The sequence below is a fragment of the Sporolactobacillus vineae DSM 21990 = SL153 genome, assembly GCF_000377985.1.
Lineage (GTDB): Bacteria > Bacillota > Bacilli > Bacillales > Sporolactobacillaceae > Sporolactobacillus > Sporolactobacillus vineae.
On the sequence record NZ_KB899053.1, the window covers coordinates 19,420 to 45,316 of the forward strand.

Below are 25,897 nucleotides of genomic sequence, written 5' to 3' on the forward strand. Positions count from 1 at the left end.
TCCCATTAGCGGGAAGCAGCAGCAATGCGCGTTTATGCTGCCTGAATCCTTTTTCATTTGCTATTCTAACACGTTTGCCGAATAGTGCAAAGTGATTTTGCACAACCTATGTCTGCTCGGTCACTGGAAAGGGGTTTTGCGGTTATGTCACGAAAAAGAGGCGTCATGTCGGAGTCGCTGAAAGTGGAACTTGCCAAAGAACTCGGCTTTTATGATACCGTCCAAAAGGAAGGCTGGGGCGGTATCCGCGCCCGTGATGCGGGCAGTATGGTACGGCGGGCGATTGAGATCGCGGAACAGCAGCTGTCGGCCGGGAAGCGCAATGATTGAGCAGGAACAGAGGGTCGGCCGGAAATGGCCGGCCCCCTTTTTCTTTTGAATGAATTCCAGTACACTTACAAGGGTGAACGGTGGACGCCGCCGTGTGAGAAAACTCCGGTGCAGCAGGGAACCGGCTGACTGCGCGGAAATCCAGAAACAGGTGGAAGATGTGAAGATACTCGAAAAAGCACCGGCGAAAATTAATCTGTCGCTTGACGTTATCGGCCGGCGCAGCGATGGCTATCACGAGGTGCACATGGTGATGGCGGCGATTGATCTGGCCGACAGAATTGAATGCAGCGAACTTCCCGGCAACCGTATTGTTCTGCACTCATCGGTCCCGTATGTTCCGGAAGATGATCGCAATTTTGCCTATCAGGCAGCACGACTCATTAAAGATAAGTTCGGAATCAGCAAGGGCCTTCAGCTGACAATACAGAAACGGATCCCTGTGGCGGCCGGACTGGCGGGGGGAAGCAGCGACGCAGCGGCGACCATCCGGGCGGTTAACCGTCTCTGGCATCTGGGTATGAGCTATGAAACGATGCTTGATCTGGCACGGCAAATCGGCTCCGATGTGGCTTTTTGTATTAAAGGCGGCACAGCGCTGGCGACAGGCCGGGGAGAGAAAATCAGTCCGCTTCCCTCGCTTCCCCCTTGCTGGGTGATCCTGGTTAAACCGGCAGTGTCCGTGGCAACCGGCCAGATCTACAAAGAATGGGATAACCGTCCGGCCGTGCACCCGGATGTTGATGCGATGGTCCGGGCGATCCATGTTCAGGATTTTGATGCGATCTGTGCCTTGCTCGGCAACACACTGGAACCGGTGACGATGGAGAAGGTGGAAGAAATCGCAAAAATCAAAGCGCATATGCGCCAGATTGGAGCCGAAGGCATTCTGATGAGCGGCAGTGGCCCGACAGTTTTTGCTCTCACCCGGCATGAGTCACGGATGCAGCGGCTTCTAAATGGCATGAAAGGATATTGTCCGGAAGTTTATGCTGTACGCCTGTGTAAACCGTTTGCACTCTTGTCTGAATACGAATAATGCGGTAGAATTATTGTAAATTATTCGGATTTGGAGGACTGTCATGAAACTCAGGCGCAGCAGCAGATTGGTGGATATGACTGTATATCTGCTCAGGCATCCGCACCAGATTATCTCGCTTTCCTATTTTTCAGATCGGTATGAGTCTGCAAAATCGTCGATCAGCGAGGATCTGACCATTATAAAAGAAAACTTTGAGACGCAGGGCGTCGGCCGGTTGCAGACCCTTCCGGGAGCCGCCGGCGGAGTCAGCTATTTGCCGTTCATGAACGGCCGTGAAGCGGAGAATTTTTTAGCGGAACTTAAAGAACAAATGACGGATACGAACCGCCTGCTTCCGGGCGGTTATTTATATATGACAGACATTCTCGGAAGACCGGATGTTGTTAATGCGATCGGCCGGCTGATCGCATCGGTCTTTGTCGATGAAAAAATCGATGCTGTGATGACGATGGAGACAAAAGGGATTCCGCTGGCCTATGCGGTTGCTTTTCAGTGCAGCGCACCGGTAGTGGTGGTTCGCCGCAGCAGCAAAGTGACGGAGGGATCAACGGTCAGCATTAATTATATTTCAGGTTCGTCGAAACGGATTCAGACGATGGTATTGCCGCGGCGAAGTCTGAAAAAAGGAGCACGTGTCCTGATTGTCGACGACTTTATGAAGGCCGGCGGGACAATGAAAGGAATGATCAACCTGACGGGCGAGTTCGGAGCAACTGTTGCCGGGATGGCCGTTTTCGTTGAAAAGGAAGACGAACAGCCGAAACTGGTCGGTAATTACACATCATTATTGAGACTGTCCATTCCGGAACAAGAAAACCGTCTTTCTATGGAAAACGGCAATGTGATGGATTTCTTTACGGGTCCGGGAACAGGTGGCTCGCTGGAGAACAGGAGATAATATTTAATTTGCAGGTTCTTTTTGCAGGAGATTCCTCTTTCTGTGTGGAAACCTAAGTATAGGGTTGATATCCACGGAAAGGGTGGTGTCTGAAGCATGGAAATAACTGATGTCAGGCTGCGCCTGGTTCATACAGACGGCCGAATGAGAGCGATTGCATCAATAACGATTGATAAGGAATTTGTGGTTCACGACATTCGCGTGATTGACGGCAATAACGGGCTGTTTGTCGCGATGCCGAGCAAGCGGACCCCGGACGGGGAATTCAGAGATATCGCGCATCCGATCACACCGGCAACGCGGGAAAAGATACAGAGTGCGGTGCTTGGTGAATATCAGCAGGCCTGCGCCGCAGATCCGACATTTGAGCAGGCCGGTGCCTCCTGATAAAAGAAACGGTCAGATAAACACGAACGGGAACCTTCACAGGGTTCCTTTTTCTATAATTACAGGAAAGAAAGGTCACCTTGCAGAAGAAAACCTGCATGCCGATTGGCGGTAAATCACTCCGTTTCATGACTTCTTGAAAAAGCACAGTGATTAAGCTATAGTCTAAAAAGGATGCCAAGGTTTTCAGCGTGGGGGTTTATCATGTCAAATCGATATGCGATTATTCTGGCTGCTGGCAAGGGCACCAGAATGAAATCGAAATTATATAAAGTGCTTCACCAGGTCTGCGGCAAGCCAATGATTCGTCATGTTGTTGACGAGGTCCGTCAGGCAGACTTTTCAAGTATCTATGTGGTCGTCGGCTACGGTGCCGAAGCCGTCAGCAGCTGTGTCGGAGATGACGCGGTCTGCCTGCTTCAGAAAGAACAGCTGGGTACGGCGCACGCGGTGCTTCAGGCGTCGGACAGACTCGCCGGACAGGCAGGCACAACGATCGTGCTATGCGGTGATACACCGCTCGTGACGCACGAGACAATTGAGCAGCTGATCGACGCTCAGGAACGTGAGCACGCCGCGGCTGCCGTACTGACCGCGAAGCTGAACAATCCCGCCGGTTATGGACGGATCATCCGGACGGCTTCCGGCGATCTCGAGCGGATCGTTGAGGATAAGGATGCAACCGGCGAGGAAAAGAAAGTCAATGAAGTCAACACAGGTATTTACAGTTTTGATAATAAATTACTGTTTGAGACGCTGCACAAGGTGGGTAATGAGAATGCACAGGGTGAGTATTATCTTCCCGATGTCATTCAGCTTCTGATCCAGGCCTCGAAGAAAGTAATCGCCCGGATGACACCGCATTTTGAAGAAACAGTCGGCGTCAATGACCGGATTCAGCTGGCTGCGGCGGAGAAGTACATGCGGGACAGAATCAACAGGCGTTTGATGGCGCAGGGCGTCACACTGATCGATCCGGAAACGACCTATATTTCTGCGGAGACGGTTATCGGACAGGATACGGTCATTTATCCCGGTACAATTATCGAAGGCCACACAGAAATCGGGAGCGGCTGCAAAATCGGACCGCGTACGCACGTCAAAAATTGCCGGATCGGTTCCGAATCGCTCGTCGATCAATCGGTTCTCGAGGAGAGCTGGATCGGGGACTGGGTGGAAATCGGACCTTTTTCCCATATCCGTCCGTTATCGAAGATCCATAATCAGGCGCATATCGGTAACTTTGTTGAAGTCAAGAAGTCGGAAATCGGCGAGCGCAGCAAAGCATCGCATCTTACATATCTGGGCGACGCTGTACTTGGCAACGATGTAAATATGGGCTGCGGGACAATTACCGTGAACTATGATGGAAAGAATAAATTTGCAACCCGCATCGGCAACGGTGCTTTCATCGGCTGTAACGCAAATCTGGTTGCACCGGTGACGATCGGGGACGGGGCGTTTGTTGCCGCGGGTTCGACGATTACTGAATCGGTTAATGCAGATGCACTGGCCATTGCCCGTTCCCGGCAGACGAACAAGGAAAATTATGCACTCAAACTGAATTACAGAGTGAACCCATAACTGGAGGGACCTAACAGGATGGTCAGCTATCTCGATCCGAATTTAAAAGTATTCAGTCTTAACTCCAATCCCGATCTTGCCGTGCAGATTGCCGAACATATCGGCATTAAACTTGGCAAGTGTCTGGTTTCGTCGTTCAGCGACGGCGAAATCCGGATCAGCATCGAAGAAAGTATCCGCGGCAGTGAAGTGTATGTGATTCAGTCCACCTGCGCGCCGGTCAATCAGCATCTGATGGAGCTTCTGATCATGATCGATGCACTGAAGCGTGCATCGGCAAAGACCATCAATGTAGTCATTCCCTACTACGGCTATGCCCGCCAGGATCGGAAGGCCCGTGCCAGAGAGCCGATCACGGCCAAACTGGTTGCCAATCTGCTTGAAACAGCAGGTGCGACCCGAATTCTGACGATGGATCTTCATGCACCGCAGATTCAGGGCTTTTTTGATATCCCGGTCGATCAGCTGCTCGGCGTGCCGACGCTTTCCGAGTACTTCCTGAGCAAGAAGATTGAAGATGTGGTTGTCGTTTCTCCGGATCATGGCGGCGTCATCCGTGCCAGGAAGATGGCCGACCGGCTTAAAGCACCGATCGCGATTATCGACAAACGCCGGCCGCGTCCGAATGTCGCAGAAGTGATGAACATCATCGGTGATATTGAAGGCAAGACGGCGATCATTATTGATGATCTGATTGATACGGCCGGAACGATCACGCTTGCAGCCAATGCATTAGTTGAGCGCGGCGCAAAAAAGGTGTATGCTTGCTGTACGCACCCTGTTCTCTCAGGACCGGCCATCGAACGGATCCAGGCATCTGCAATCAGCGAACTGGTCGTCACAAATACCATTCCGCTGCCTGAAGAAAAGAAAACTGACAAAATTGTTCAGCTGTCTGTTGCCCCGCTCATTGGCGAAGCAATTATTCGCATCCATGAAAAACTTTCGGTCAGCCGTCTGTTTAACTGATGCAGTGTGGTTGTCTGGAGGATACGGGGTTCAGCTGGAACAAGCTGTTTAAAAAATAATATATTATTGGGTTTGAAAGGATGTGCAACAGTTGGCAACATTGAATGCGGCCATTCGCGATGATTCGAAAAAGTCAATCGCAAAACAACTGAGACGTGAGGGACAGATCCCTGCAGTCGTTTATGGAAAAGGTGTGGAGGAAAACGAATCGATTGCGGTAAACGCCGGAGAAGTCAGCAAGGCGTTTCGCAAAGAGGGACGTAACGCGATTATTACACTGAATCTCAGTGATGACAAAAAGTATACGGTTATGGCCCATGAATTGCAGTTTAACAATCTGAAAGGAACGATCCAGCATATTGACTTCCTGGCGATCAACGTTAACGAAGCCATTGATGCGGTTGTCCCTGTTGAATTGAAAGGTACTGAAACAGTAGAGGTCGGCGAAGTCGTCGTCAATAATCAGCTAAGTGAACTGACGGTACGCTCTCTGCCGAAGAATCTGCCCGCAGCGATTGAACTTGACGTGTCCGGACTCCATGTCGGCGACAGTATCAGAATCAGCGAGATCAAACCGGCCGGCGATTACACGATTCTCGGCGAACCTGAAGACGTTGTCGTCTCTGTTTCTTACAGCAGCAAGGTAGCCGATACGACACCTGAGACGGAAGCAACCAATCAGGCTGAACCGGCAGCTCCGGAAGAAAAACCTGCTGAATAATGGCGGATTACAATATAAAAAAAGGCGTAACGATTCAGGTTACGCCTTTTTTTATCTCGAAAATAATCAAGCCTTATTCGTCTGATCCTGTTTCTCAGGCAGTAGAATCTGCCCGGCAGCAGGTAAAATGAAGGAGTATAGAAAAATGGGCATGAAAATGATCGTCGGGCTGGGGAACCCAGGTTCTGAGTATGCGCATACAAGACATAATATGGGTTTTGAGGTTGTGGATCGGCTGGCTGAAAAATACCAGATTCGTCTCGATCACAGCAAGTTCAAGGCTTTATTCGGAAAGGGAACAATCGACGGCAACGCCGTTATCCTGGTCAAACCGCTCACCTATATGAATGCATCAGGAGAAGCCGTAGGTCCCCTGCTCCATTTTTTTAAACTGGTTCCGGATGATGACCTGCTCGTTATCCATGATGATATGGATCTGAATATGGGCAGACTCCGTCTGAGGCATAAAGGAAGTTCAGGCGGGCACAATGGTATCAAATCGCTGATCCTTCACCTCGGCACAGAGAACTTTGCGCGAATCAAGGTAGGCGTCGGCCATCCGGAACGAACGCAGCAGGCTGTCGTCAACTATGTCCTGAGCAGATTCAACAGAGAAGAGCAGGCCATTATGGAGGATACATTTGAACGTGCTTCGGATGCAGCAGCAGCCTGGCTGTCTCTTCCTTTTTCCGAACTGATGAACAGGTTTAATGCAAGTAAGTGACTAATTTATGGGAAATAATCTGAATTGTAACAGAGCGGAAAGCTTTGGCGGGAGCAAAACGCTTTTGGTGCACGAAAGCGAGGATTGCCAATGTTTGGCCTAAGCGCTTTTTATGCGCAAAAAATAAATGAACTCAGGACGATACTGGATGGATTCGCAGAAGGAATAACCCAGCAACTGGTGTCCGGTCTGTCGGGCAGTGCCAAATCGCTCTGGATCGCCTCGATGTTTGATCAGCGCTCAGGTTCGCTGATTGCGGTGACGCACAACCTCTATCAAGGACAGAAACTTTACAATGATCTTGCGGAACTCGTTGCTCCGGAAGCGCTTTTTCTGTACCCGACGAATGATCTGATTGCTGCCGACATTGCCGTTGCCAGCCCGGAACTGCTGGCCCAGCGCATTGATGTGCTGAACCATCTGGCAGCGGGAGAAAAGTGTCTTGTAGTAGTACCTGCCGCCGGCATCAAGCGACTGCTCGCACCGCCGTTTCTGTGGAAAACCAGCCTGATCCGGTTTAAGTCCGGAGAAGTGGTCGATCTGGAAGATCTGATCCGAAAACTGACGGCCATCGGTTATGAGCGGGGAGCAATGGTTACCGGTCCGGGGCAATTCAGCCTGAGGGGCGGGATCATTGATATCTTCCCGCTGACTGAAGAACATCCGCTGCGCATCGAGCTGTTCGACGACGAAGTGGATTCCATCCGTTTCTTCGACAGTGAAACGCAGCGTTCGCTTGATATGCTGCAGGAATCCCCGGTCATTGGCCCGGCAAAAGAGTACCTGCTCTATGACGAAGTGTATGACCGGGCAGCCCGGTCGCTTGACACGGCACTTTCTGCCACGCTGTCCCGAGTCGGTGATCCGGCCGTCAGGGACGCGATCGATGAACATATCGGCGCCGATATCGAGAAACTGAAACAGCATGAAGCGCCACAGAATATGGGCCGGTTTTCTGCGCTTCTCTACAGCAGACAGACCACACTGACCGATTATGTCCCTGCCGACACGCTGCTCATTTTTGATGAGATCAGCAGAATCCAGGAAATGATGGATCAGTTGGATCGTGAAGAGGCAGAGTGGCAGGTCGATATGCTGCAAAAAGGAGAGATGGTCAATGATGTACCGCTGACCATGAGCTGGCCGGATCTGTCCGACCGGCTGAAACAGCCGCTGCTGCTGCTCTCGCTTTTTCTCAGATATCACGGCCAGTTTCAGCCGCAGAATATTGTGAATCTGAATTGCCGGTCGATGCAAGACTTTCACGGCCAGATCAACCTGCTGAAAACAGAAACAAGCCGCTGGATGAAGAGCGAATTTGCTGTAGTCTTTCTCGCCTCAAGTCCGGAACGCGCGAAACGGCTGGAACAGGTCCTTCAGGATTATGGTATTGACGCCGAAACGGCTGAGCGGGGTTCAGCTCCGGTGCCGGGCCATCTTCAGGTGGTGATCAGCGGTCTGGAAAACGGATTTGAATTACCGCTTCAGCGGCTTGCTGTGGTGACGGAGAAGGAAGTCTTTACGAAGAAATCTCCGAAAACGCAGCACCGGGGCAGAAAGATATCCAATGCCGAACGACTGAAAAATTATAATGAACTGAAAACCGGTGACTACGTGGTCCATGTCGACCATGGGATCGGGCGTTACGCGGGGATCCAGACGCTCGAGGTCAACGGGGTACACAAGGACTATCTGGAAATTATCTATAAAGGCAACGACAAACTTTTTGTGCCGGTCGAGCATATCGGTCAGGTGCAGAAGTATGTCGGGTCGGAAGGTAAAGAGCCGAAGATTTATTCCCTTGGCGGAAGCGAATGGAAAAAGGTCAAGAGCAAAGCAAAATCCTCAGTTCAGGACATCGCTGACGATCTGATTAAACTGTATGCGAAGCGGGAGGCAAGCCGGGGCCATGCTTTCGCAAAGGACGGTCCTGCACAGCGAGCTTTTGAGGCAGCCTTCCCCTATCAGGAAACGGCGGATCAGATCCAGGCGATTGATGAGATCAAAAAGGATATGGAAAAGGAAAAGCCGATGGACCGGCTACTGTGCGGGGATGTCGGTTACGGGAAGACCGAGGTGGCGCTGCGTGCGGCGTTCAAGGCGATCGAGGACGGAAAGCAAGTAGCTTTTCTCGTTCCGACAACCATTCTTGCCCAGCAGCATTACGAAACGTCCATGGAACGGTTTGAGGATTTCCCGGTCTCGATCGGTGTGCTGAGCCGCTTCCGGACACATAAGGAACAGCTCGAGACACTCAGAGGATTGAAAGCAGGGACGATCGATATGGTGATCGGCACGCACCGGCTGCTGTCGAAGGATGTTGTCTTCAAGGATCTCGGTCTCCTGATTGTGGATGAGGAGCAGCGATTCGGCGTCACACATAAAGAGAAGATCAAGCGGCTGAAAGCCAACGTCGATGTGCTGACGCTGACCGCGACACCGATTCCGAGGACGCTGCACATGTCGATTATGGGCGTCCGCGACCTGTCGATTATTGAAACGCCGCCGGAAAACCGTTTTCCGGTGCAAACATACGTAACCGAATACAACGAAACACTCGTGCGCGAAGCCATTGAGCGTGAAATGGCACGCGGCGGACAGGTTTACTTTCTTTACAACCGCGTGGAAAGCATCCAGAGAATGGCGGATCTGATCTCCACCCTCGTTCCCGATGCGTCGGTGACGTTTGCCCACGGCCAGATGAAGGAATCGGAACTGGAAGCCGCAATGATCGATTTTCTGGACGGCACAGCAGATGTACTGGTCAGTACAACGATCATTGAGGAAGGCGTCGACATCCCGAACGTCAACACCCTGATTGTCTACGATGCGGATAAAATGGGCCTGGCCCAGCTCTATCAGCTGCGCGGCCGGGTGGGCCGCTCAAACCGGGTCGCCTACGCTTATTTCACCTATCAGCGGGACAAAGTAATGAATGAAGTGGCGGAGAAACGCCTTCAGGCCATAAAGGAATTTACTGAGCTGGGTTCCGGATTCAAGATCGCGATGCGGGATCTTTCGATTCGTGGTGCAGGTAACCTTCTTGGCGCGCAGCAGCATGGGTTTATGGATTCGGTCGGGTTCGACCTCTACTCCCAGATGCTTAAAGATGCGGTCAGAAAACGGCAGGGCGTACAAGAGACCCTTGACCGGCCGGTGAGCGTATCGATCGAGATGGATGTCGATGCTTATATACCGGACAGTTATATCGGGGATTCGCTGCAGAAAATCGATATGTACAAACGGTTTCAGTCTGTTGATACGCTTCAGTCGGTGCGTGATCTTGAAGATGAACTGATCGACCGCTACGGCAGTTTTCCTGAAGAGGTCTCGGAACTGCTGAAAGTAGCGACGCTCCGCGTGATTGCCAACCAACTGAGGATTGAAGAAATCAAGCAGAATCGTGAAGGCCTGGCAGTCACTTTTTCAGAGCAGGGATGGGGGTCCCTGAACCGCGAAAGCTTTTTCAAGCAGATCAGCCGTATGGATACAGGTATAGCTGTCGGCTCGAGCGGCTCCAAAGTAAAGATCTCGATCAAGACCAAGGACTCGGGCAAAGGGCGTCTGCTGGAAGCGGCACTGAAGACCTTAAAGGTGATCGCGAAAACCTGCAGGAAGGCGGAAAAAGCAGGTTGATTTTGGAGGAAAATGTATAGATTGGTCGCTGAAGCAGATAATAATTTCAGATTCAGTGATCATAAGCAGGCCGTTCGGAACGAACAGCAGCCGGGGCATTTTGCCTTTTTAGCGGCAGGGACCGCCTGGCGAACCTAAGAACAGTCTCCAAAATCGAAAGCGAGGATATTCCCAATGAAAGCAACTGGCATTGTTCGCCGTATTGACGATCTCGGGAGAGTTGTCATACCTAAAGAAATCCGCCGTACCTTGCGTATCCGTGAGGGAGATCCTTTGGAAATATTTGTTGATCATGACGGTGAAGTGATTCTGAAAAAGTATTCCCCGATGAGTGAACTCAGTGACTTTGCAAAGGAATATGCCGAATCTTTGGCCGATAATTCAGGCAGGCTCACGATGATCAGCGACCGGGATGTCGTCATCGCAGTGGCTGGCGGATCCAGAAAGGAATCTCTGGACAAACGGATCCTTGGCGCTCCGGAGAAGGCAATGGAGTATCGCCAGACGCTTCGCGAAAAGGAGAGCAGCGGGGAACCGCTTCTCGAAGGACGCGAGCGCGCAGACGGGCCGTATGTGATCGCACCGATTATTGCCGGCGGTGATCCGATCGGCACGGTGATGCTGATCGATAAAGATGGCAGACCATTCAGCGATACCGACGTCAAACTGGCTGAAACAGCGGCGACGTTCCTTGGAAAACAGATGGAACACTGACCCTGAAGGCGCTGCTTGCGGCCTTGCAAAAGTGTGGATAAGAGCTTCGGCTCTTTTTTTGTGCCGGAAAACCGATCAATGGTTCATTGACCGAAGCAGCCCCGGCGGTTGGGGGGTATGTTATAATCCACTTAGAATTTCCGGGGAAGGTGGAGGCTGCCCGTGCAGGAAACGAACAAAGAAAGCCGGCGGATCTGGCATGGTGCTGTGGTCCTGACTATTGCTGCACTGCTGGTTAAACTGATGAGTGCAGTTTACCGAATGGTCTATCAGAATTTTGCCGGTGATATCGGCTTTTACGCCTATCAGCAGATCTATCCTTTCTACGCATTTGCTGTTGCTATCGGAGGCATCGGTTTTCCGATTGTGTTATCAAAATATATTGCCGAAGCAGAAAAAGAAAACGGAAATGATCCGGAGCGCGTACGTCGGCACGGCCTGATTGCGCTGATCCTGTTCTGCGGCGTGCTCTTTGCTCTGCTTAGCCTGTTCGCCGGACCGTTGACCCTGTTAATGGGTGACCCCCGTCTGGGTCCGCTGCTTCGGACTGTGTCTCTGGTTTACTTGTTTGTCCCGTTTGTCGCCGTCCTGCGCGGCAGCTTTCAGGGCGCAGGCGAAAATATGGTGCCGACCGCTTGTTCGCAGATTGCCGAGCAAGCGGTTCGGGTTTCGCTGATTATCGGCCTTTCCTGGTATCTGTTCCTGAATCAGAGTGATGCTTATCAGTTTGGTATGGCTGCGGCGGCCGGCTCGGCGGCAGCCCCTGTGGCAGCATTTATCGTCCTCGTTTATTTTGCTCAGAAGCATAGAATGCGTCCGGTCCGGCTGTTCAGCGCACCGCCGGACTGGCTGCTGATCCGTGAAATGCTGACCGGCGGCTGTTTATTTTCCGTACTGGCCATGCCGCTTTTTGTCTTCCAGCTGGCCGATGCGCTGACCGTCATCCCGCTGCTCCATCAGGCACATATCCCCGATCCGCGTGCGTCAAAAGGCATTTATGACCGGATTTATTTGCTGACTCAGTTTGGGATCATTGCCGCCACGTCACTGACCGCTTCCATTGTTCCCGGACTGGCCCGGCTGGCTGTCCGGAGAAAACGTGTCGAAATGCAGCGTCAGGCGCGGCTGGCAATACGGATCAGTGCCGTCTTCGGCTTGAGTTCTTCAGTCGGCCTGGCCGTCCTCAGCAGGGAAGTCAATACGATGCTCTTCAGAAACGATGAAGGCTCATTCACTTTCGGCATGCTGGCATTTACCCTGCTGACGCTTTCACTGATTTTGTCTGCGTCCGGGATTCTCGAGTCTGCAGGAAAGCCCTGGCTGCCCTTTTTCTTCCTGTTGGCAGGTGCCCTGCTGAAATTACTCGGTAATTATCTGCTGATCCCCCGGTTTGCGATTTCCGGAGCGGCAGCGGCAACTTTGCTGGCGACTTTGCTGACCGTTGTTCTTGATTTTCTTTGTCTGCGGCGGCTCTCGCTGATCGGACCGCTGTCGTTCCGGAAATTGATCAGACTTAGTGCGGCGATCATGATCATGGCTGCTTCCGTGCTCCTCTGGAGGCAGTGGCTGACCGGCTGGATGGTGCCCTCCAGACTATCCGCCACGTTTATTGCTCTGTCGGGAACAGCACTGGGCGGCCTTGTGTTCCTCATTCTGATCCTGTTCTTCCATTACTTCAGTCCGGGGGATCTGCTTCGCCTGCCGCTGATCGGCAGATGGACAGTCAGATCACGGAAACGATAAGGTGGGCGGAAGGAAGGCAGAGTTCGTGCAGATAAGCTGTGCTGCCCTGTGACTTATGTTAAAATGAAGAAAACTCAGGTGATTTGGTGTCGTCGGAGGCAGTACCGATACACAATTTTATGGAACGGAGGATCACTTCACGATGAATAAGGCAGAATTGATTCAAAAAGTTTCGGGACAGACCGGAGTGGCAAAGAGGGATACGGAGGTTATCGTCAATGCGACACTGGATGCCATTCAGACGGCACTGAGCGTCGATGAAAAAGTTCAGTTCGTCGGCTTCGGAACCTTTGAAGTCAGGCACCGGGCAAGCCGTACCGGCCGCAACCCGCAGACTGGTGATGCTATTATAATTCCGGAAACCAGAGTTCCCGGATTCCGGGCAGGAAACAAATTGAAGGATGCGGTAAAAAAGTGAGACTCGATAAATTTCTGAAGATTTCCCGCCTGATCAAACGAAGGACGGTTGCCAAGGAATTGGCAGACCAGGGACGGATCGACATTAACGGCCGTCCGGGTAAGGCCAGTTCCGACGTCGCTCCGGGTGATGTACTGTCCCTTCACTTCGGACAGAAACTGATGACCGTAAAGATCAGTCAGTTAAAAGAAACCGTTAAGAAAGATGAAGCCGATTCACTTTATCAGGTCATTGACGAGAAACAGGCCGGCCGTCCTGAATAAGTGCATCACGGCTTCTCCTGCGGCACCGCCGTGTTCTAAACCGGACAACTTCCTCATAGTGTAGGACAAAGAGGAGGGAGTCCGATGAGCCAATACCATCTGTCCCAGGGACCGGTTACGGACAAGCCGGAACAGAACCAGAACATAGTGGTGAAAAACCGGAAGATGATCGAGATTACCGGTGTCAGCCATATTGAGAGCTTCGACCACGAGGAATTTTTGCTGGAAACGGTCATGGGGTTCCTCGCGGTCAAAGGTGCGGCATTGAAAATGCAGAACCTGAATGTGGCGCAGGGTGTCGTGACCATCGAAGGAAAGATTTTTGAAATCAGCTATCTAAATGAACCCGGTAAGGAGTCCGGGAAGGGCTTCTTCGGCAAGCTGTTCAAATGACACTGCACGAACAGTTTGCCTCGCTCGGTCTGATGGTTGCCGCAGGTATCTGGATCGGTGCTTGTTTCTCGGTTCACCAGCGGTTCACGCGCCTGCTGCGCCGGCGTCGTGTCGTCCTCGCCCTGGCGGATCTGCTGTTCTGGCTGGTTCAGGCAATAGTGCTGTTCGCCGTGCTTCTTCCTGTGAACGAAGGCGTTTTGCGCGTCTATCTGTTTCTTGGTCTCGCCCTGGGATATACGTTCTACAAGGGATTGCTGGAAAAGACATTTCTACGCTCATTTGATTTCATGATGTCTGTTCTTGTGCGGACTTGCCGTCTGGTCGCGAAATGTGTCTTTAATTTATTCGTCCGGCCGCTTTATTTGCTATTGAAGCTCACCTTCAGATTGTGTAGAATGACAGTAAAAGCAGTGCTTGGTACGGTGCTTTTCTTGTTGCTTCTGCCACTGAAGTTTTTCCGCGGGGTGATTCATCTGGTTCTTCCGGATAAATGGCTGCTCGGCGTAAATAAATCTGCGGCTCAGTTTAGAGAACGCTTGCACAGCTGGATGGCTTTTTTCAGAGGACACAGATAGGAGGATGAGTATGAACGAGCCGGATAGACAACGTGTGAGGCATCTCCGGACGGATTATGTCCAGTCCCGGGAGATTGCGGAAAAACGACTCCGGAAACGACGCAAAGGTTTGATTCGGCGCCTGATCACTTTTTGTCTGGTCGTGATCCTGGCCGGTTCTTTCATGTTTTCCTCACTTCTCTCGCAGGGCCATCAACTGGCAAGGGCGGTTGATCAGAAAACGACACTCGAAAAACAAATCGCCAAAGCGCAAAACAAAGAGAATGTGTTGAAAAAACGGATCCGCCTGCTGCACGACAAGAACTATATCGGCCAGCTTGTCCGTAAAAATTATCTGCTGTCAAAGAAAGATGAAATTATTTTTTCAAAACCGGGACAGAGTTCACATTGACAGGCAATTTTTTCACTATGTATAATAATATGATTAGAGATACCAAATTAGGAGGAAGCTTTTTTTTATGGCAATTGAAGCAGGCAGCAAGCTGAAAGGTAAGGTTTCCGGAATCACAAATTTCGGAGCTTTCGTTGATCTTCCGGACGGTAAAACCGGACTGGTGCATATCAGCGAGGTTGCGGACCGGTACGTGAAAGACATTCATGATGTTCTGTCAATCGGTGATGAAGTCACGGTGAAAGTATTACAGGTCGCACCTGACGGAAAGATCGGTCTTTCGATCCGCAAAGCTGTCGACAAACCCAGAAATACTTCCCGGGGTCCGAGGAACGGCGGCGGCAGACGGTTTAATCATGCGCCGAGTTTTGAGGATAAAATCAGCCGCTATCTTAAAGAGAGCGAAGACCGTCTCTCGACCATTAAACGGCAGACAGAATCCAAGCGCGGCGGTCGGGGCGCGCGCCGGGGCTGATCACTCGGCAGGGGTTCCTATATATTTAAACGCTATTCTATTTAAAAAAAAGATGTCCGGAGAAATTCCGGGCATCTTTTTTACGCCGGTATCGACATGTCTCCCGGCAGGTGCCGGCAATAAACGTCATGTACGGCGATTTTCCAGCAATCAACGCAAACCTGGAGGAAATGCGTCGAAGCTTTTTTCCCGACCGGATCGCAATTCTGACAAATTATGAAAGTCTGCCATGGTTTAATGAATCATACACTAATAAGCTGAAGGTGGCGATGGGTATGATTCAGAAGTCAGCAGATTCCGGCGCACACACAGCCGGTTCATTTCCCGGACGGCAAAATGGAGGATGGTGGATCGGGCGGCGCAATGCACTTCAGATAAGAATGAAAAGGCTGGCGATCCGGCTGGATCTGCTCTACCTGATTGCCGGTTTTCTGTTGGGACGGGCCGTTCTGCTGTCGGCACTGACACCATTTATTCTTCCCTTTTTCGCAACCGTCTTCTGGCTGAACCGGAAAAGGAAGTGGTCGGTGGCTGCGGTTGTTGCCGGCGCCATGACGGTGTCGTTGGGACAGGCCTTTTATGCTCTGATGGCACTTCTGCTTTTTTATATCAGCTGGAAAGCGGTGCAGAAATATGCCGGCGGGCGATCGGATAAAGGGCTGCCGGCACTGGTATTTGCAGTCGGCTTATCTGCCAGGCTCATCTGCCAGACGGCATTTACACTGAATCTGCTTTGGTCGGATGTTTTGATGGCGGCTGCAGAGGCGTCGATGGCGTTCCTGGTCATGCTTATCTTTATGCAGAGCGTGCCTCTGCTCTCGACAAAAGTCAGTCGCAAATTGTTCAAGAATGAAGAGATGATCTGTTTCATTATCCTTCTTTCCGCGCTTCTGGCCGGGACCATCGGCTGGACAACGCTGGGTATTTCCATCGATCATGTTCTGGCACGCTACACCGTTCTGCTGTTTGCCTCGGCAGGCGGCGCGGCGATCGGTTCAACCGTCGGGGTGGTGATCGGACTGATTGTCGGTATGTCGAGCGTGGCCAGTCTGTATCAGATGAGTTTGCTGGCGTTTTCCGGTGTGCTCGGCGGCCTGATGAAAGAAGCGGGAAAAATCGGCGCATCAGCCGGCCTGATGATTGCAACACTGCTGATTGCCATTTATGGAGGCGGTTACACAGCGCTCCAGAAAGAGAGCATGGACTCGATGGCCGCGATACTCCTGTTCCTGGCGACACCGAAAGGACTGATCCGTCAGCTGGCTTTTTTCATACCGGGAACAAGAGAGAACCAGGAAGAACAGCAGCAGTACATTCGCAGACTCCGCGATGCCACGGTGGGCCGTGTCGAACAGTTTGCCGGCCTGTTCCAGACGCTGGCCAAGAGTTTTTCGCCCGGATCCCCATCGTCTTCGGGGGCAGATCAGCGCTTTTTTGAAAAAGTCTACGATAAATCCTGCCGTAACTGCTATAAGCAGGATTTCTGCTGGGTCAGACATACAGTTGAGACGCAGCGGCTGATCACTCGAATCCGGACTGAATCGGAAGGGGGCAATAAAAAATGGAGCAGTGATCTGCGACATGACTGGCAGGAGCATTGCGTTCGCTCCGAGCGGACCGGAGAGGTCATCATGAAGGAGCAGGGGATTGAAGAAATCCGTGCAAAAATGAAGAAACAATTCAGGGAAAACCGGAAACTGGTCGCCGATCAGCTTCACGGCGTTTCCCAGGTCATGCGTGATTTTGCCGGAGAAATTAAGCGGGAGCGCGGTCTCCATGACTGGCAGGAAGAGATTATTCTAAAGCAGCTGAGCGGTGCCGGGCTTCCTGTCGAGAGTGTGGAAATCTATGGACTCGATTCCGGGGCGGTGGATATCGAGATGCTGCTCCGGCGCGATGATTACCAGACTTGTGAAAAGGTGATTGCGCCGATGCTGTCGGGAATTCTCGGAGAAACTATTATTGTCGATAAAAGAGAGGCTGAGCGTTCCGGCAACGGCCGCTGCCGTGCCGTCTTTGTGTCGGCCAAGGCCTTTGACGTTGAAACCGGCGCGGCAACGGCGGCAAGAGGCGGAGATTTTGTTTCCGGTGACAACTTTTCACTCTTTCATGTCGGATCGGGAAAATTTGCAGTGGCGATCAGCGACGGGATGGGGAACGGCCCGCGTGCATCGGCTGAGAGCAAGGATACACTGCAGCTGCTGACCAAGGTATTGAAATCCGGTATTCATGAAACAATGGCAATAAAGTCGATCAATTCGATTCTGTCGCTGCGCTCGACAGAAGAAATTTTTGCCACCCTTGACCTTGCGTTGATTGATCTCCAGAATGCAAAGTCGAAGTTTTTAAAAATCGGTTCGAACCCGAGCTTTATCCGGCGGGGCCGCCAGGTCTTTATGCTTGATGCAGGGAATCCGCCGATCGGCATGCTGGACGAGCTGGACCTGGATGTCCGGACCGAGCAGCTTAAATCCGAGGATTTCTTGATCATGATGAGCGACGGGATGTTTGACGCTGCGAGAAATATTGAGAATAAAGAGCTCTGGATCAAGCGGAAAATAAAAGAACTGGAGACGCAGAATCCGCAGGAGATGGCTGATCTCCTGCTGGAGGAGGTAATCCGGGTGGCCGGCGGCACGATCAATGACGATCTGACGGTGATTGTTGCCAGAATCCATCATCATCTGCCGAAGTGGTCCTCGATCCCTGCTCAGACAGAACTCAGAAAGGCCATGCTGCGTAAAGTGCAGGGAAACAGATAGGATCCGGTCATATCCTTGCCTTGTCGCGTATAAATTCATCCTTTTCTGGCGAAGCTGAGTCCAGACTCAGAAAGGGGTGTCGGTAAAGTGGCAAAAGGAAGGCTGAAGCAAATTCTATTAATCACGGACGGCTGTTCCAATCAGGGAGAGGATCCGGTCGCGATGGCAGCGCTGGCCAGAGAACAGGGGATTGCGGTCAATGTCATCGGCGTTCTTGATGATTTTGATCATGAAGACAGTCGCGGACTGCAGGAAGTTGAACGAATCGCCCGGGCCGGAGGAGGTATCAGCCAGATTGTCCGGACAAAGCAGCTGGTCCAGACAGTCCAGATGGTTACGAAACAGGCGATGACACAAACCATTAAGGGCGTGATTGATCAGGAACTTCAGGATATTCTCGGAAACTCGCAAGCTCTTGAAGACCTGCCGCCTGAAAAGCAGAGCAAAGTGATGGAGGTCATCGATGAATTGGGTGAAACGGTCGATCTGAATGTATGCCTGCTTGTGGATACAAGCGCGAGCATGACCAGCAAGCTGGCAACCGTCCGGCAATCCCTGACCGATCTGTCGCTGAGCCTTTCTGCCCGAATGGGTCATAATCAGTTTTGCCTGTATTTATTTCCCGGGAAAAGGAAAACAGTTCAGAAGGTAATCAGCTGGACCCCGAAACTGGACAATCTCACCCGGTCTTTTGACAAGATCAGCGCCCGGGGTGTGACCCCGACCGGGCCGGCACTTCGTGACGCAGTGAAAAGTTTTGATCAGCTGTCGCGACGGCAGCTTGCAGAACAGAGCGATGAGGCTTATGACGACGGACCAGGCTGATCTTCAGCTTTCTCCGGGCATGGTACTGACCGGCAAATGGCACGGTCATCGTTACCGGATTATCCGGAAAATAGGCAGCGGGGCGCAGGGTACGGTATATCTGGCGGCTAACGGAGAAAGGGCAGTTGCCCTTAAAATCGCAAAGGCTCGCGGCTCCCTGATTTCCGAGGCCAATGTGCTTAAAGAACTGAACCGTTCAGGGGACCGGACCCTGGCTCCGCACTGTTTTGATCTTGACGACTGGATAACCGGAGCCGGAAAGAACATCAGCATCTGTGCCATGGAACTGCTCAAAGGAAAACCGCTGATCGACACACTGCCGGCGAAATCCTTTGATTGGTCGGTCGTTTATCTTATACAGTTATTAGGTCAGCTGCAGAAGCTGCACCATAGCGGCTATGTTTTCGGCGACCTCAAGCCGGAGAATCTGATGCTGACCGAACAGGAGCAGCGGATTCGCTGTCTGGATTTTGGCGGGGCTACCCGGATGGGGCGGTCGATCCGAGAATATACGGAATTTTATGACCGGGGTTATTGGGGCCTTGGCACCCGTAAAGCGGAACCGTCTTACGATTTGTTTGCATGTGCGATGATTTTGATCTATGCGACCACGGGGAAACGATTTGAGAAGTCGGCCCGTCCAGGGGAACAATTGCTGCAGCAGATCCGTGCGCGTGCGGAACTCAGACCGTATCAGCAGATCCTGTCCCGGGCACTGACCGGGAAATATCAGGATGCCATGCAGATGCGGCGCGAGCTGCTGGATCAGGTGACGGCGAAGAAAGGCGATGCGGGGATGCGCCGGACCGAGCGGACGGGCACCGACCGCGTCCGGAATGAATGGCTTCGTGCACTCACAGCCGCCTCATTAATTCTGGCGGCTTATATTATTCTTGTTATTTTCATCATGATGTAAGAGACACTTCCCCGGTCCACCTGATGATCGTATCTTTTAAACCGGCTGCCGGTTGTTGCTTTTCCTGTTGAAACAGAGAGAATAGTCTATAGAACAAGATCAGATATACAGGAAGCAGGAGAATCATGACTTTTGAAGAACAGGTAACGCAATTTATCGAACGGCACCGGCTGATTCACCGCGGGATGCGGATCGTTGCCGGCGTCAGCGGCGGTGCAGATTCCATGGCTTTGCTCTGCTTTTTGCACTCGAGAAGGACAGAATGGGATCTGCAACTGGCGGTATGTTCGGTCGACCACAGGCTCCGCGGAGCCGCAAGTACTCAGGATGTCCGGTTTGTTTCCGACTATTGCCGGAAGCGCGGCATCCCGTTCTATCCGAGATCGGCGGACGTTGCCGGTTACTGCCGCAACCACCATGTCGGTATTGAGGCGGGAGCAAGGCTGCTGCGCTATCAGGCGTTTGCTGAAGTGATGCAGCTTTTCCGGGCCGATGCACTGGCGCTCGCCCATCATGGGGACGACCAGATCGAGACGATGCTGATGCGTGAGACGCGGGGCAGCGCCGGACCGGCTAGAGCGGGTATCCCGGTCAGCAGGACTTTCGCGGGCGGGCGGCTGATCCGGCCGTTTCTTTGCCAGACAAAAAAAGATCTGACGGACTATTGCGAACGCAACGGGATTCAGCCGCGAACCGATGCAACCAACTGTTCGGACAGCCATACACGCAACCGGTTCAGAAATAGTGTCCTTCCCTTTCTTAAAAAAGAAAACCCCCTTGTCCACCTGAAGTTCCAGTATGAAAGCGAACGGATCACCGAGGACGAACGCTTTCTCGGCGAACTTGCCGAAAAGGCGCTGAAAACGGTAATTCTGCAAAAAGAACCGGAACTGGTAAAAATATCAACTTCGGCCTTGTTATCGGTTTCATTGCCTTTACAAAGAAGAATGATTCATCTAATATTAAATTATCTTTACACAAGCAGGCAAATGCCTCCGCTGCATCAAACGATACATATCGAAAATTTTATGAAGCTGATTCGCTCTGACCGGGCATCCGGTGAACTCTGCTTTCCGGGCGGCCTGTCTGCAAGAAAATCTTACACATTTTGTGTCATGGGCTTTCTCAGGCAAAAGGACGACTCTGAATATGACCGGCTGATCCGTCTGCCCGGGACAACAGCGTTCCCGAGGGGCTTCATTAAAGCCGGTCCTGTTCCGGCTGACTTCTCCAGGACTGCAGCCGGTCCGGACTGCCTGGTTATTGATCCGGATAATATGGTTCTTCCGCTTCGGATCAGGAACTGGCGGAGCGGTGACCGGATCCGGCCGAACGGACTGGTTCATGCGCAAAAGGTCGGGCGCATTTTCATCAATGAGAAAGTGGCCCGTGATCAGCGTACCGGCTGGCCTGTGGTTGCCGACGGTGACGGCCGGATTATCTGGCTGCCGCTGCTTCGGCGGGCAATCAATTTTCCACCGGAAACGGCCATACTTAAGAAAACATGCTTGATGCTGGTGATTCAGCCGTCAGAGGATTTTGGGAGGATTCAGGAATGAAGGAAGACATCAGGAAAATATTAATAACAGAAGAACAGATTCAGGAAAAAGTGCGCGAATTCGGAGCCATACTTACCGAAGAATATAATGGGCGTTTTCCTCTGGTCGTCGGTGTGCTGAAGGGTGCCCTGCCCTTTATGGCCGACCTGATTAAACAGATTCGTATTCCGATCGAGATCGATTTCATGGATGTATCCAGTTACGGGAATTCCACCGTTTCATCAGGTGAAGTAAAAATTCTTAAGGATCTGGATACATCGGCGGAAGGAAGGGAAATCCTGATTGTCGAAGATATTATAGACAGCGGACTGACCTTAAGCTATCTCGTCGACTTGTTCAAAACGAGAAAGGCAAAGTCGATTAAAATCGTGACACTGCTGAATAAGAGTGCACGCAGACAAAAATCCGTGGTCCCCGATATGACTGGATTTAACGTACCCGATGCCTTTTTGGTCGGATATGGGCTGGATTATGCAGAGAGGTACCGGAATCTTCCGTTTATCGGCATCCTGAAGCCGGAAATATATCAGGGTTAAGCACTCGGAGACAGTCATCTGTGTCCGGGGGTGAGCAGCAGATCCGGCCGGTGGCTTTTCTTGGTGCGGATAAAGGGTATGTGGTACTATAAACTATGGCTTGTTTAGAGTGGGAGGAGGTAAGGCATGAACCGACTATTTAAGAATATCGTCATATATTTATTTATCTTTGTCGTCATTATCGGAATTGTCAGCTGGCTGACTGAAAATAATAAAAGTGTCAAGCCGATGACGTTTTCTGCTTTTGAGCAGAATCTGAATGCCGGCAAGGTTGCTGAAGCAGCGCTTCAGCCGGAAGGCAGCGTTTATGCCGTTACCGGCAGGCTTAAAAGCTATGACTCCAACACGACGTTTAAGGCATATATTCCGGCCAGCGAGAAAGCTGTCGGGCAAATTACCAATATGGCCAACCGAATGAATGTGGATGTCAAACCGGCACAGACCAGCAGCGGATGGATGACTTTTCTGACCTCACTGATTCCGTTTGCAATTATCTTTTTTCTGATCTTCTTCCTGCTGAACCAGGCGCAGGGCGGCGGCGGCCGGGTGATGAATTTCGGGAAGAGCAAGGCTAAACTATACTCTGATGATAAGAAAAAGGTTACTTTCAAAGATGTTGCCGGAGCCGACGAAGAGAAGCAGGAACTGGTGGAAATCGTCGACTTTCTGAAGGATCCCCGCAAGTTTGTTGCGCTGGGTGCCAGAATCCCGAAAGGTGTTTTGCTTGAAGGTCCTCCGGGTACCGGTAAAACATTATTGGCCCGTGCCGTTGCCGGTGAGGCAGGAGTGCCTTTCTTCTCGATCAGCGGCTCCGACTTTGTCGAAATGTTTGTCGGTGTCGGTGCATCGCGTGTCCGTGATCTTTTTGACCAGGCGAAGAAAAATTCACCATGTATTATCTTTATTGATGAAATCGATGCTGTCGGCCGTCAGCGTGGTGCGGGTTTGGGCGGCGGCCACGATGAGCGTGAGCAGACGCTGAACCAGCTGCTCGTTGAGATGGACGGCTTTGGTGCCAATGAGGGTATTATTATCATCGCCGCGACCAACCGTCCGGATATTCTTGATCCGGCGCTGCTGCGTCCCGGCCGCTTTGACCGTCAGATACCTGTCGGCCGCCCGGATCTTCTCGGACGTGAAGCTGTGCTTAAGGTTCATGCCAAAAACAAGCCTCTGGCTCCCGATATCGATCTGAAAACCGTTGCCAAACTGACACCCGGTTTTTCCGGAGCAGATCTGGAGAACCTGCTTAATGAAGCGGCGCTGGTTGCAGCGCGGGCAAACAAAAAGGTCATTCAGATGGAAGATATCGATGAGGCTGTTGAGCGGGTTGTTGCCGGTGTGGCCAAGAAGTCGCGTGTGATCTCAAAGAAAGAGCAAAATATCGTCGCCTACCATGAATCCGGCCATACCATCATCGGCCTGGCAATCAACGGAGCCGATGAGGTACACAAGGTAACGATTATTCCCCGAGGCCAGGCCGGCGGGTATACGGTTGCCCTGCCGAAAGAGGACAGAGGTATGCTAACCAAGCCTGAGCTTCTGGATAAAATATGCGGACTCCTGGGCGGCCGTGTTGCTGAAGAAGTGACTTTCGGTGAAATTTCAACGGGTGCAAGCAATGACCTGCAGCGTGTATCCAACCTGGCACGCCGGATGGTCACAGAATTCGGCATGAGTGAAAAGCTCGGACCGCTGCAATTCGGAAATAATAATGGCGGCCAGATATTCCTGGGCCGTGACCTGCAAAACGATCAGAATTACAGTGATACGATTGCCTTTGAGATTGACTCTGAAGTTCAGCGAATTGTGAAGGAGCAGTATGCCCGCTGCAAGAAGCTGCTTGTCACGTATCGCGATAAGCTGGAACTGATGTCTCAGACGCTGCTCGAACATGAATCCCTTGATGAAGGGCAGATTCAGTCGCTCTGGGAAACAGGCAAATATATAGAACCAAGCAAGCATCGTTATGCGTCTCAGCCGGATAAGAAGGATTCCGGTAACGATGAGGAATCGGCTGCAGAAGCAAAGCCGGTATCTGAAAAAACGGATGAGGTAAAGGGCACGGATATTAAGGTCACCCTTCATCCCAAAGATGAGGAACAAAAAGGTGAGACTGATACCAAAACAGATCATCCGGGTGAGCAGAAACCCTGATGATGTCTGCTGTTAGTGACGAGTAAGAAGTATAAAAAGAGACATTTCCGTATGGAGGTGCCTCTTTTTTTGAATGGTGGCGGGAAGAATGATCTTCGTATGTGATGTCGGCAACACGAATATTGTCATGGGCGCCTTTGATGGAGACAGGCTCATCCGGCACTGGCGAATCTCTACAGACCGGGAAAAGACGGAAGACGAATTTGCCATGATTGTCGATAACCTGCTGGCGTACAGCAAATTAACGTTTGATGACTTTGATGGTGTGGCCATTTCCACAGTTGTTCCGTCCGTACTCTTTTCGCTGGAAAAAATGAGCCGCAAATATTTTCATGTCCGGCCGCTGATCGTCGGACCGGATACGGATATCGGCATGAATCTGAAATATGACCGCCCCAGGGAGGTCGGTGCTGATCTGATTGTTAATGCCGTTGCCGCTGTTCATGACTATCCGGCACCGATCATTATCATTGATTTTGGAACGGCAACTACCTATTCCTACATCGATGAACATCAGAATTATATCGGTGGAGCGATTGCGCCGGGAGTGCTTGTTTCAGCAGAGGCACTTTATGAAAAAGCATCAAAGCTGCCGAGAATTGAGATTACAACCCCTCCTGACATTGTCGGCCGTAATACGGTTCATGCCATGCAGTCCGGTATTGTCTTCGGTTATGTCGGTCAGGTAGAGGGCATTGTCGCACGGATGAAAAAGCAAGCACCAGTCAATCCGGTAGTTGTCGCTACCGGCGGGCTATGCAAGCTGATATCAAGGGAAACAAATGTGATTGATCATGTGGATAAACTGCTGACATTAAAAGGACTTTATTTAATCTATAGACGAAATCAAAATAAATGAAATGTAATCTGGAAAGGAGATTGCGAATGGGTGACTATTTGATCAAGGCTCTGGCCTGTAATGAAAGGTTAAGGGTGACAACCTGCGTGACAACGGAGACCGTCGGTGAAGCCCAGAGACGGCATGACACCTGGCCGACGGCTACCGCAGCACTGGGCCGGACGATGACGGCAACGCTGATGATGGGAGCGCAGATGAAGGGTGATGAGAAGATCACCGTGACGGTGCAAGGCGGCGGTCCGATCGGCGCAATCGTCGCCGATGCAGATACGGGAGGAAACGTCCGCGGTTATGTGACGCATCCTCAGGTACATTTTGATCTCAATGCACTTGGTAAACTGGATGTTGCCCGTGCCGTGGGGAACGATGGCTTTCTCAGTGTTGTCCGTGATCTTGGCCTGAAAGATCATTTTACCGGTCGGGTTCCGCTTGTATCCGGGGAGATCGGCGATGATTTCACCTACTATTTTGCCCGTTCGGAACAGATTCCGTCGGCTGTCGGTGTCGGTGTGCTTGTGAACCCCGACCATTCTGTCCGGGCAGCAGGCGGTTTTATCATTCAGGTCTTGCCCGGTGCCGATGATGTCCTGATCAGCCAGGTTGAAAAAAGATTAAAAGAAATCCCCCCGATTTCAAAGCTGATTGATCACGGAAGAAGTGCGGAGGATCTGTTGATTGCCTTGTTCTCGGATCAGGATAGTAAGGTGCTGCAGAAAATTCCGGTTCAGTTCCATTGCACCTGCTCCAGGGAAAAGTTCGGCAAATCCATTGCCGGACTCAATGCTGCCGAGCTTCAGTCGATGATTGACGAGGATCATGGTGCAGAAGCGGTGTGCCGTTTTTGCAGGACAAGCTACCATTATTCTGAAGAGGACCTTCGGGCAATGATGAAACATCGTCCGGACCGGCCATAATGCGAGACCTACTTCTCATGACCGGCGGATTAAATTGACGATAGGGGTACAGATTGATACTATTATAAAGAAAGCATAGGTGTTTACTGAGAGAAACAGTTGGGAG

Annotated in this window: 25 protein-coding genes; all 25 read left to right on the top strand. The window is 51.6% G+C overall.

Going from position 1 to position 25,897, the window contains the following annotated elements; genetic code table 11:
• Positions 1-144: 144 nt before the first annotated feature.
• The 25 genes from D889_RS0111775 to hslO all read left to right on the top strand — a co-directional run bounded on the left by D889_RS0111775 (position 145) and on the right by hslO (position 25,791).
• Positions 145-330, top strand: coding sequence for a small, acid-soluble spore protein, alpha/beta type (locus D889_RS0111775; RefSeq protein ID WP_010632679.1), 186 nt, complete (start codon positions 145-147; stop codon positions 328-330).
• 160 nt (positions 331-490) lie between these two features.
• On the top strand, positions 491-1,369 hold the full coding sequence (ispE, locus tag D889_RS14980; protein WP_033403968.1) for a 4-(cytidine 5'-diphospho)-2-C-methyl-D-erythritol kinase: 879 nt from the start codon (positions 491-493) through the stop codon (positions 1,367-1,369).
• Between the two features lie 43 nt (positions 1,370-1,412).
• Entirely contained in the window at positions 1,413-2,270 is an 858-nt protein-coding gene (purR, locus tag D889_RS0111785) for a pur operon repressor (protein ID WP_010632677.1), read from the top strand.
• 96 nt (positions 2,271-2,366) lie between these two features.
• Complete coding sequence (spoVG, locus tag D889_RS0111790; protein ID WP_010632676.1) at positions 2,367-2,657, top strand: septation regulator SpoVG; 291 nt, start codon at positions 2,367-2,369, stop codon at positions 2,655-2,657.
• Between the two features lie 204 nt (positions 2,658-2,861).
• Entirely contained in the window at positions 2,862-4,241 is a 1,380-nt protein-coding gene (gene glmU / locus D889_RS0111795) for a bifunctional UDP-N-acetylglucosamine diphosphorylase/glucosamine-1-phosphate N-acetyltransferase GlmU (RefSeq protein WP_010632675.1), read from the top strand.
• Positions 4,242-4,259: 18 nt separating this feature from the next.
• On the top strand, positions 4,260-5,210 hold the full coding sequence (locus D889_RS0111800) for a ribose-phosphate diphosphokinase (protein ID WP_010632674.1): 951 nt from the start codon (positions 4,260-4,262) through the stop codon (positions 5,208-5,210).
• 82 nt (positions 5,211-5,292) lie between these two features.
• Positions 5,293-5,931 carry a 50S ribosomal protein L25 gene (locus tag D889_RS0111805; protein WP_248676837.1) on the top strand — a complete coding sequence of 213 codons (639 nt, stop codon included), beginning with the start codon at positions 5,293-5,295 and terminating at the stop codon, positions 5,929-5,931.
• 145 nt (positions 5,932-6,076) lie between these two features.
• A complete protein-coding gene (pth, locus tag D889_RS0111815; RefSeq protein ID WP_010632672.1) occupies positions 6,077-6,655 on the top strand; it encodes an aminoacyl-tRNA hydrolase in 579 nt (192 codons plus the stop codon).
• 90 nt (positions 6,656-6,745) lie between these two features.
• The gene (gene mfd, locus D889_RS0111820; protein ID WP_010632671.1) at positions 6,746-10,291 is read left to right on the top strand and encodes a transcription-repair coupling factor; all 3,546 of its coding nucleotides are present in this window, start codon (positions 6,746-6,748) and stop codon (positions 10,289-10,291) included.
• A 174-nt stretch (positions 10,292-10,465) separates the two neighbouring features.
• Complete coding sequence (gene spoVT / locus D889_RS0111830) at positions 10,466-11,005, top strand: stage V sporulation protein T (RefSeq protein WP_010632670.1); 540 nt, start codon at positions 10,466-10,468, stop codon at positions 11,003-11,005.
• A gap of 162 nt (positions 11,006-11,167) precedes the next feature.
• Positions 11,168-12,748 (top strand): oligosaccharide flippase family protein, encoded by a 1,581-nt coding sequence (locus tag D889_RS0111835; protein ID WP_010632669.1) that lies wholly within the window; start codon positions 11,168-11,170, stop codon positions 12,746-12,748.
• Between the two features lie 142 nt (positions 12,749-12,890).
• Positions 12,891-13,166: an HU family DNA-binding protein gene (locus D889_RS0111840; RefSeq protein WP_010632668.1), complete on the top strand. Its 276-nt coding sequence runs from the start codon at positions 12,891-12,893 to the stop codon at positions 13,164-13,166.
• Positions 13,163-13,429 (top strand): RNA-binding S4 domain-containing protein, encoded by a 267-nt coding sequence (locus tag D889_RS0111845; protein WP_010632667.1) that lies wholly within the window; start codon positions 13,163-13,165, stop codon positions 13,427-13,429. The genes D889_RS0111840 and D889_RS0111845 overlap by 4 nt, the downstream gene beginning before the upstream one ends.
• A gap of 84 nt (positions 13,430-13,513) precedes the next feature.
• Positions 13,514-13,822 (top strand): sporulation protein YabP, encoded by a 309-nt coding sequence (yabP, locus tag D889_RS0111850; protein WP_010632666.1) that lies wholly within the window; start codon positions 13,514-13,516, stop codon positions 13,820-13,822.
• The gene (gene yabQ / locus D889_RS0111855; protein WP_010632665.1) at positions 13,819-14,397 is read left to right on the top strand and encodes a spore cortex biosynthesis protein YabQ; all 579 of its coding nucleotides are present in this window, start codon (positions 13,819-13,821) and stop codon (positions 14,395-14,397) included. Before yabP ends, yabQ begins: the two co-directional genes overlap by 4 nt.
• A 10-nt stretch (positions 14,398-14,407) precedes the next feature.
• Positions 14,408-14,788, top strand: a complete 381-nt coding sequence (locus D889_RS0111860; protein WP_010632664.1) for an FtsB family cell division protein — start codon at positions 14,408-14,410, stop codon at positions 14,786-14,788.
• A gap of 67 nt (positions 14,789-14,855) precedes the next feature.
• Positions 14,856-15,263 (top strand): S1 domain-containing RNA-binding protein, encoded by a 408-nt coding sequence (locus tag D889_RS0111865; RefSeq protein ID WP_010632663.1) that lies wholly within the window; start codon positions 14,856-14,858, stop codon positions 15,261-15,263.
• Positions 15,264-15,538: 275 nt separating this feature from the next.
• Positions 15,539-18,025: a stage II sporulation protein E gene (spoIIE, locus tag D889_RS0111870; RefSeq protein WP_248676838.1), complete on the top strand. Its 2,487-nt coding sequence runs from the start codon at positions 15,539-15,541 to the stop codon at positions 18,023-18,025.
• A gap of 87 nt (positions 18,026-18,112) precedes the next feature.
• Positions 18,113-18,850 carry a vWA domain-containing protein gene (locus tag D889_RS0111875; protein WP_010632661.1) on the top strand — a complete coding sequence of 246 codons (738 nt, stop codon included), beginning with the start codon at positions 18,113-18,115 and terminating at the stop codon, positions 18,848-18,850.
• Positions 18,831-19,766, top strand: a complete 936-nt coding sequence (locus D889_RS0111880; RefSeq protein WP_010632660.1) for a serine/threonine protein kinase — start codon at positions 18,831-18,833, stop codon at positions 19,764-19,766. Before D889_RS0111875 ends, D889_RS0111880 begins: the two co-directional genes overlap by 20 nt.
• 125 nt (positions 19,767-19,891) lie before the next feature.
• On the top strand, positions 19,892-21,325 hold the full coding sequence (gene tilS, locus D889_RS0111885; RefSeq protein ID WP_010632659.1) for a tRNA lysidine(34) synthetase TilS: 1,434 nt from the start codon (positions 19,892-19,894) through the stop codon (positions 21,323-21,325).
• The gene (gene hpt, locus D889_RS0111890) at positions 21,322-21,861 is read left to right on the top strand and encodes a hypoxanthine phosphoribosyltransferase (RefSeq protein WP_010632658.1); all 540 of its coding nucleotides are present in this window, start codon (positions 21,322-21,324) and stop codon (positions 21,859-21,861) included. Before tilS ends, hpt begins: the two co-directional genes overlap by 4 nt.
• Positions 21,862-21,987: 126 nt before the next feature.
• Complete coding sequence (gene ftsH, locus D889_RS0111895) at positions 21,988-24,018, top strand: ATP-dependent zinc metalloprotease FtsH (RefSeq protein WP_010632657.1); 2,031 nt, start codon at positions 21,988-21,990, stop codon at positions 24,016-24,018.
• Positions 24,019-24,106: 88 nt separating this feature from the next.
• Positions 24,107-24,877 carry a type III pantothenate kinase gene (locus tag D889_RS0111900; protein WP_010632656.1) on the top strand — a complete coding sequence of 257 codons (771 nt, stop codon included), beginning with the start codon at positions 24,107-24,109 and terminating at the stop codon, positions 24,875-24,877.
• A gap of 26 nt (positions 24,878-24,903) precedes the next feature.
• Complete coding sequence (gene hslO, locus D889_RS0111905) at positions 24,904-25,791, top strand: Hsp33 family molecular chaperone HslO (protein ID WP_010632655.1); 888 nt, start codon at positions 24,904-24,906, stop codon at positions 25,789-25,791.
• The last annotated feature ends 106 nt before the right edge of the window (positions 25,792-25,897 follow it).

Bases quoted from the DNA above. Each gene is read 5' to 3' on its own strand.
- spoVG (WP_010632676.1), top strand. From the start codon at position 2,367: ATGGAAATAACTGATGTCAGGCTGCGCCTGGTTCATACAGACGGCCGA.
- purR (WP_010632677.1), top strand. From the start codon at position 1,413: ATGAAACTCAGGCGCAGCAGCAGATTGGTGGATATGACTGTATATCTG.
- hpt (WP_010632658.1), top strand. From the start codon at position 21,322: ATGAAGGAAGACATCAGGAAAATATTAATAACAGAAGAACAGATTCAG.
- yabQ (WP_010632665.1), top strand. From the start codon at position 13,819: ATGACACTGCACGAACAGTTTGCCTCGCTCGGTCTGATGGTTGCCGCA.
- D889_RS0111860 (WP_010632664.1), top strand. From the start codon at position 14,408: ATGAACGAGCCGGATAGACAACGTGTGAGGCATCTCCGGACGGATTAT.
- D889_RS0111775 (WP_010632679.1), top strand. From the start codon at position 145: ATGTCACGAAAAAGAGGCGTCATGTCGGAGTCGCTGAAAGTGGAACTT.
- D889_RS0111900 (WP_010632656.1), top strand. From the start codon at position 24,107: ATGATCTTCGTATGTGATGTCGGCAACACGAATATTGTCATGGGCGCC.
- tilS (WP_010632659.1), top strand. From the start codon at position 19,892: ATGACTTTTGAAGAACAGGTAACGCAATTTATCGAACGGCACCGGCTG.
- ftsH (WP_010632657.1), top strand. From the start codon at position 21,988: ATGAACCGACTATTTAAGAATATCGTCATATATTTATTTATCTTTGTC.
- yabP (WP_010632666.1), top strand. From the start codon at position 13,514: ATGAGCCAATACCATCTGTCCCAGGGACCGGTTACGGACAAGCCGGAA.
- glmU (WP_010632675.1), top strand. From the start codon at position 2,862: ATGTCAAATCGATATGCGATTATTCTGGCTGCTGGCAAGGGCACCAGA.
- D889_RS0111800 (WP_010632674.1), top strand. From the start codon at position 4,260: ATGGTCAGCTATCTCGATCCGAATTTAAAAGTATTCAGTCTTAACTCC.
- D889_RS0111840 (WP_010632668.1), top strand. From the start codon at position 12,891: ATGAATAAGGCAGAATTGATTCAAAAAGTTTCGGGACAGACCGGAGTG.
- mfd (WP_010632671.1), top strand. From the start codon at position 6,746: ATGTTTGGCCTAAGCGCTTTTTATGCGCAAAAAATAAATGAACTCAGG.
- pth (WP_010632672.1), top strand. From the start codon at position 6,077: ATGGGCATGAAAATGATCGTCGGGCTGGGGAACCCAGGTTCTGAGTAT.
- D889_RS0111865 (WP_010632663.1), top strand. From the start codon at position 14,856: ATGGCAATTGAAGCAGGCAGCAAGCTGAAAGGTAAGGTTTCCGGAATC.
- hslO (WP_010632655.1), top strand. From the start codon at position 24,904: ATGGGTGACTATTTGATCAAGGCTCTGGCCTGTAATGAAAGGTTAAGG.
- D889_RS0111880 (WP_010632660.1), top strand. From the start codon at position 18,831: ATGACGACGGACCAGGCTGATCTTCAGCTTTCTCCGGGCATGGTACTG.
- spoIIE (WP_248676838.1), top strand. From the start codon at position 15,539: ATGATTCAGAAGTCAGCAGATTCCGGCGCACACACAGCCGGTTCATTT.
- spoVT (WP_010632670.1), top strand. From the start codon at position 10,466: ATGAAAGCAACTGGCATTGTTCGCCGTATTGACGATCTCGGGAGAGTT.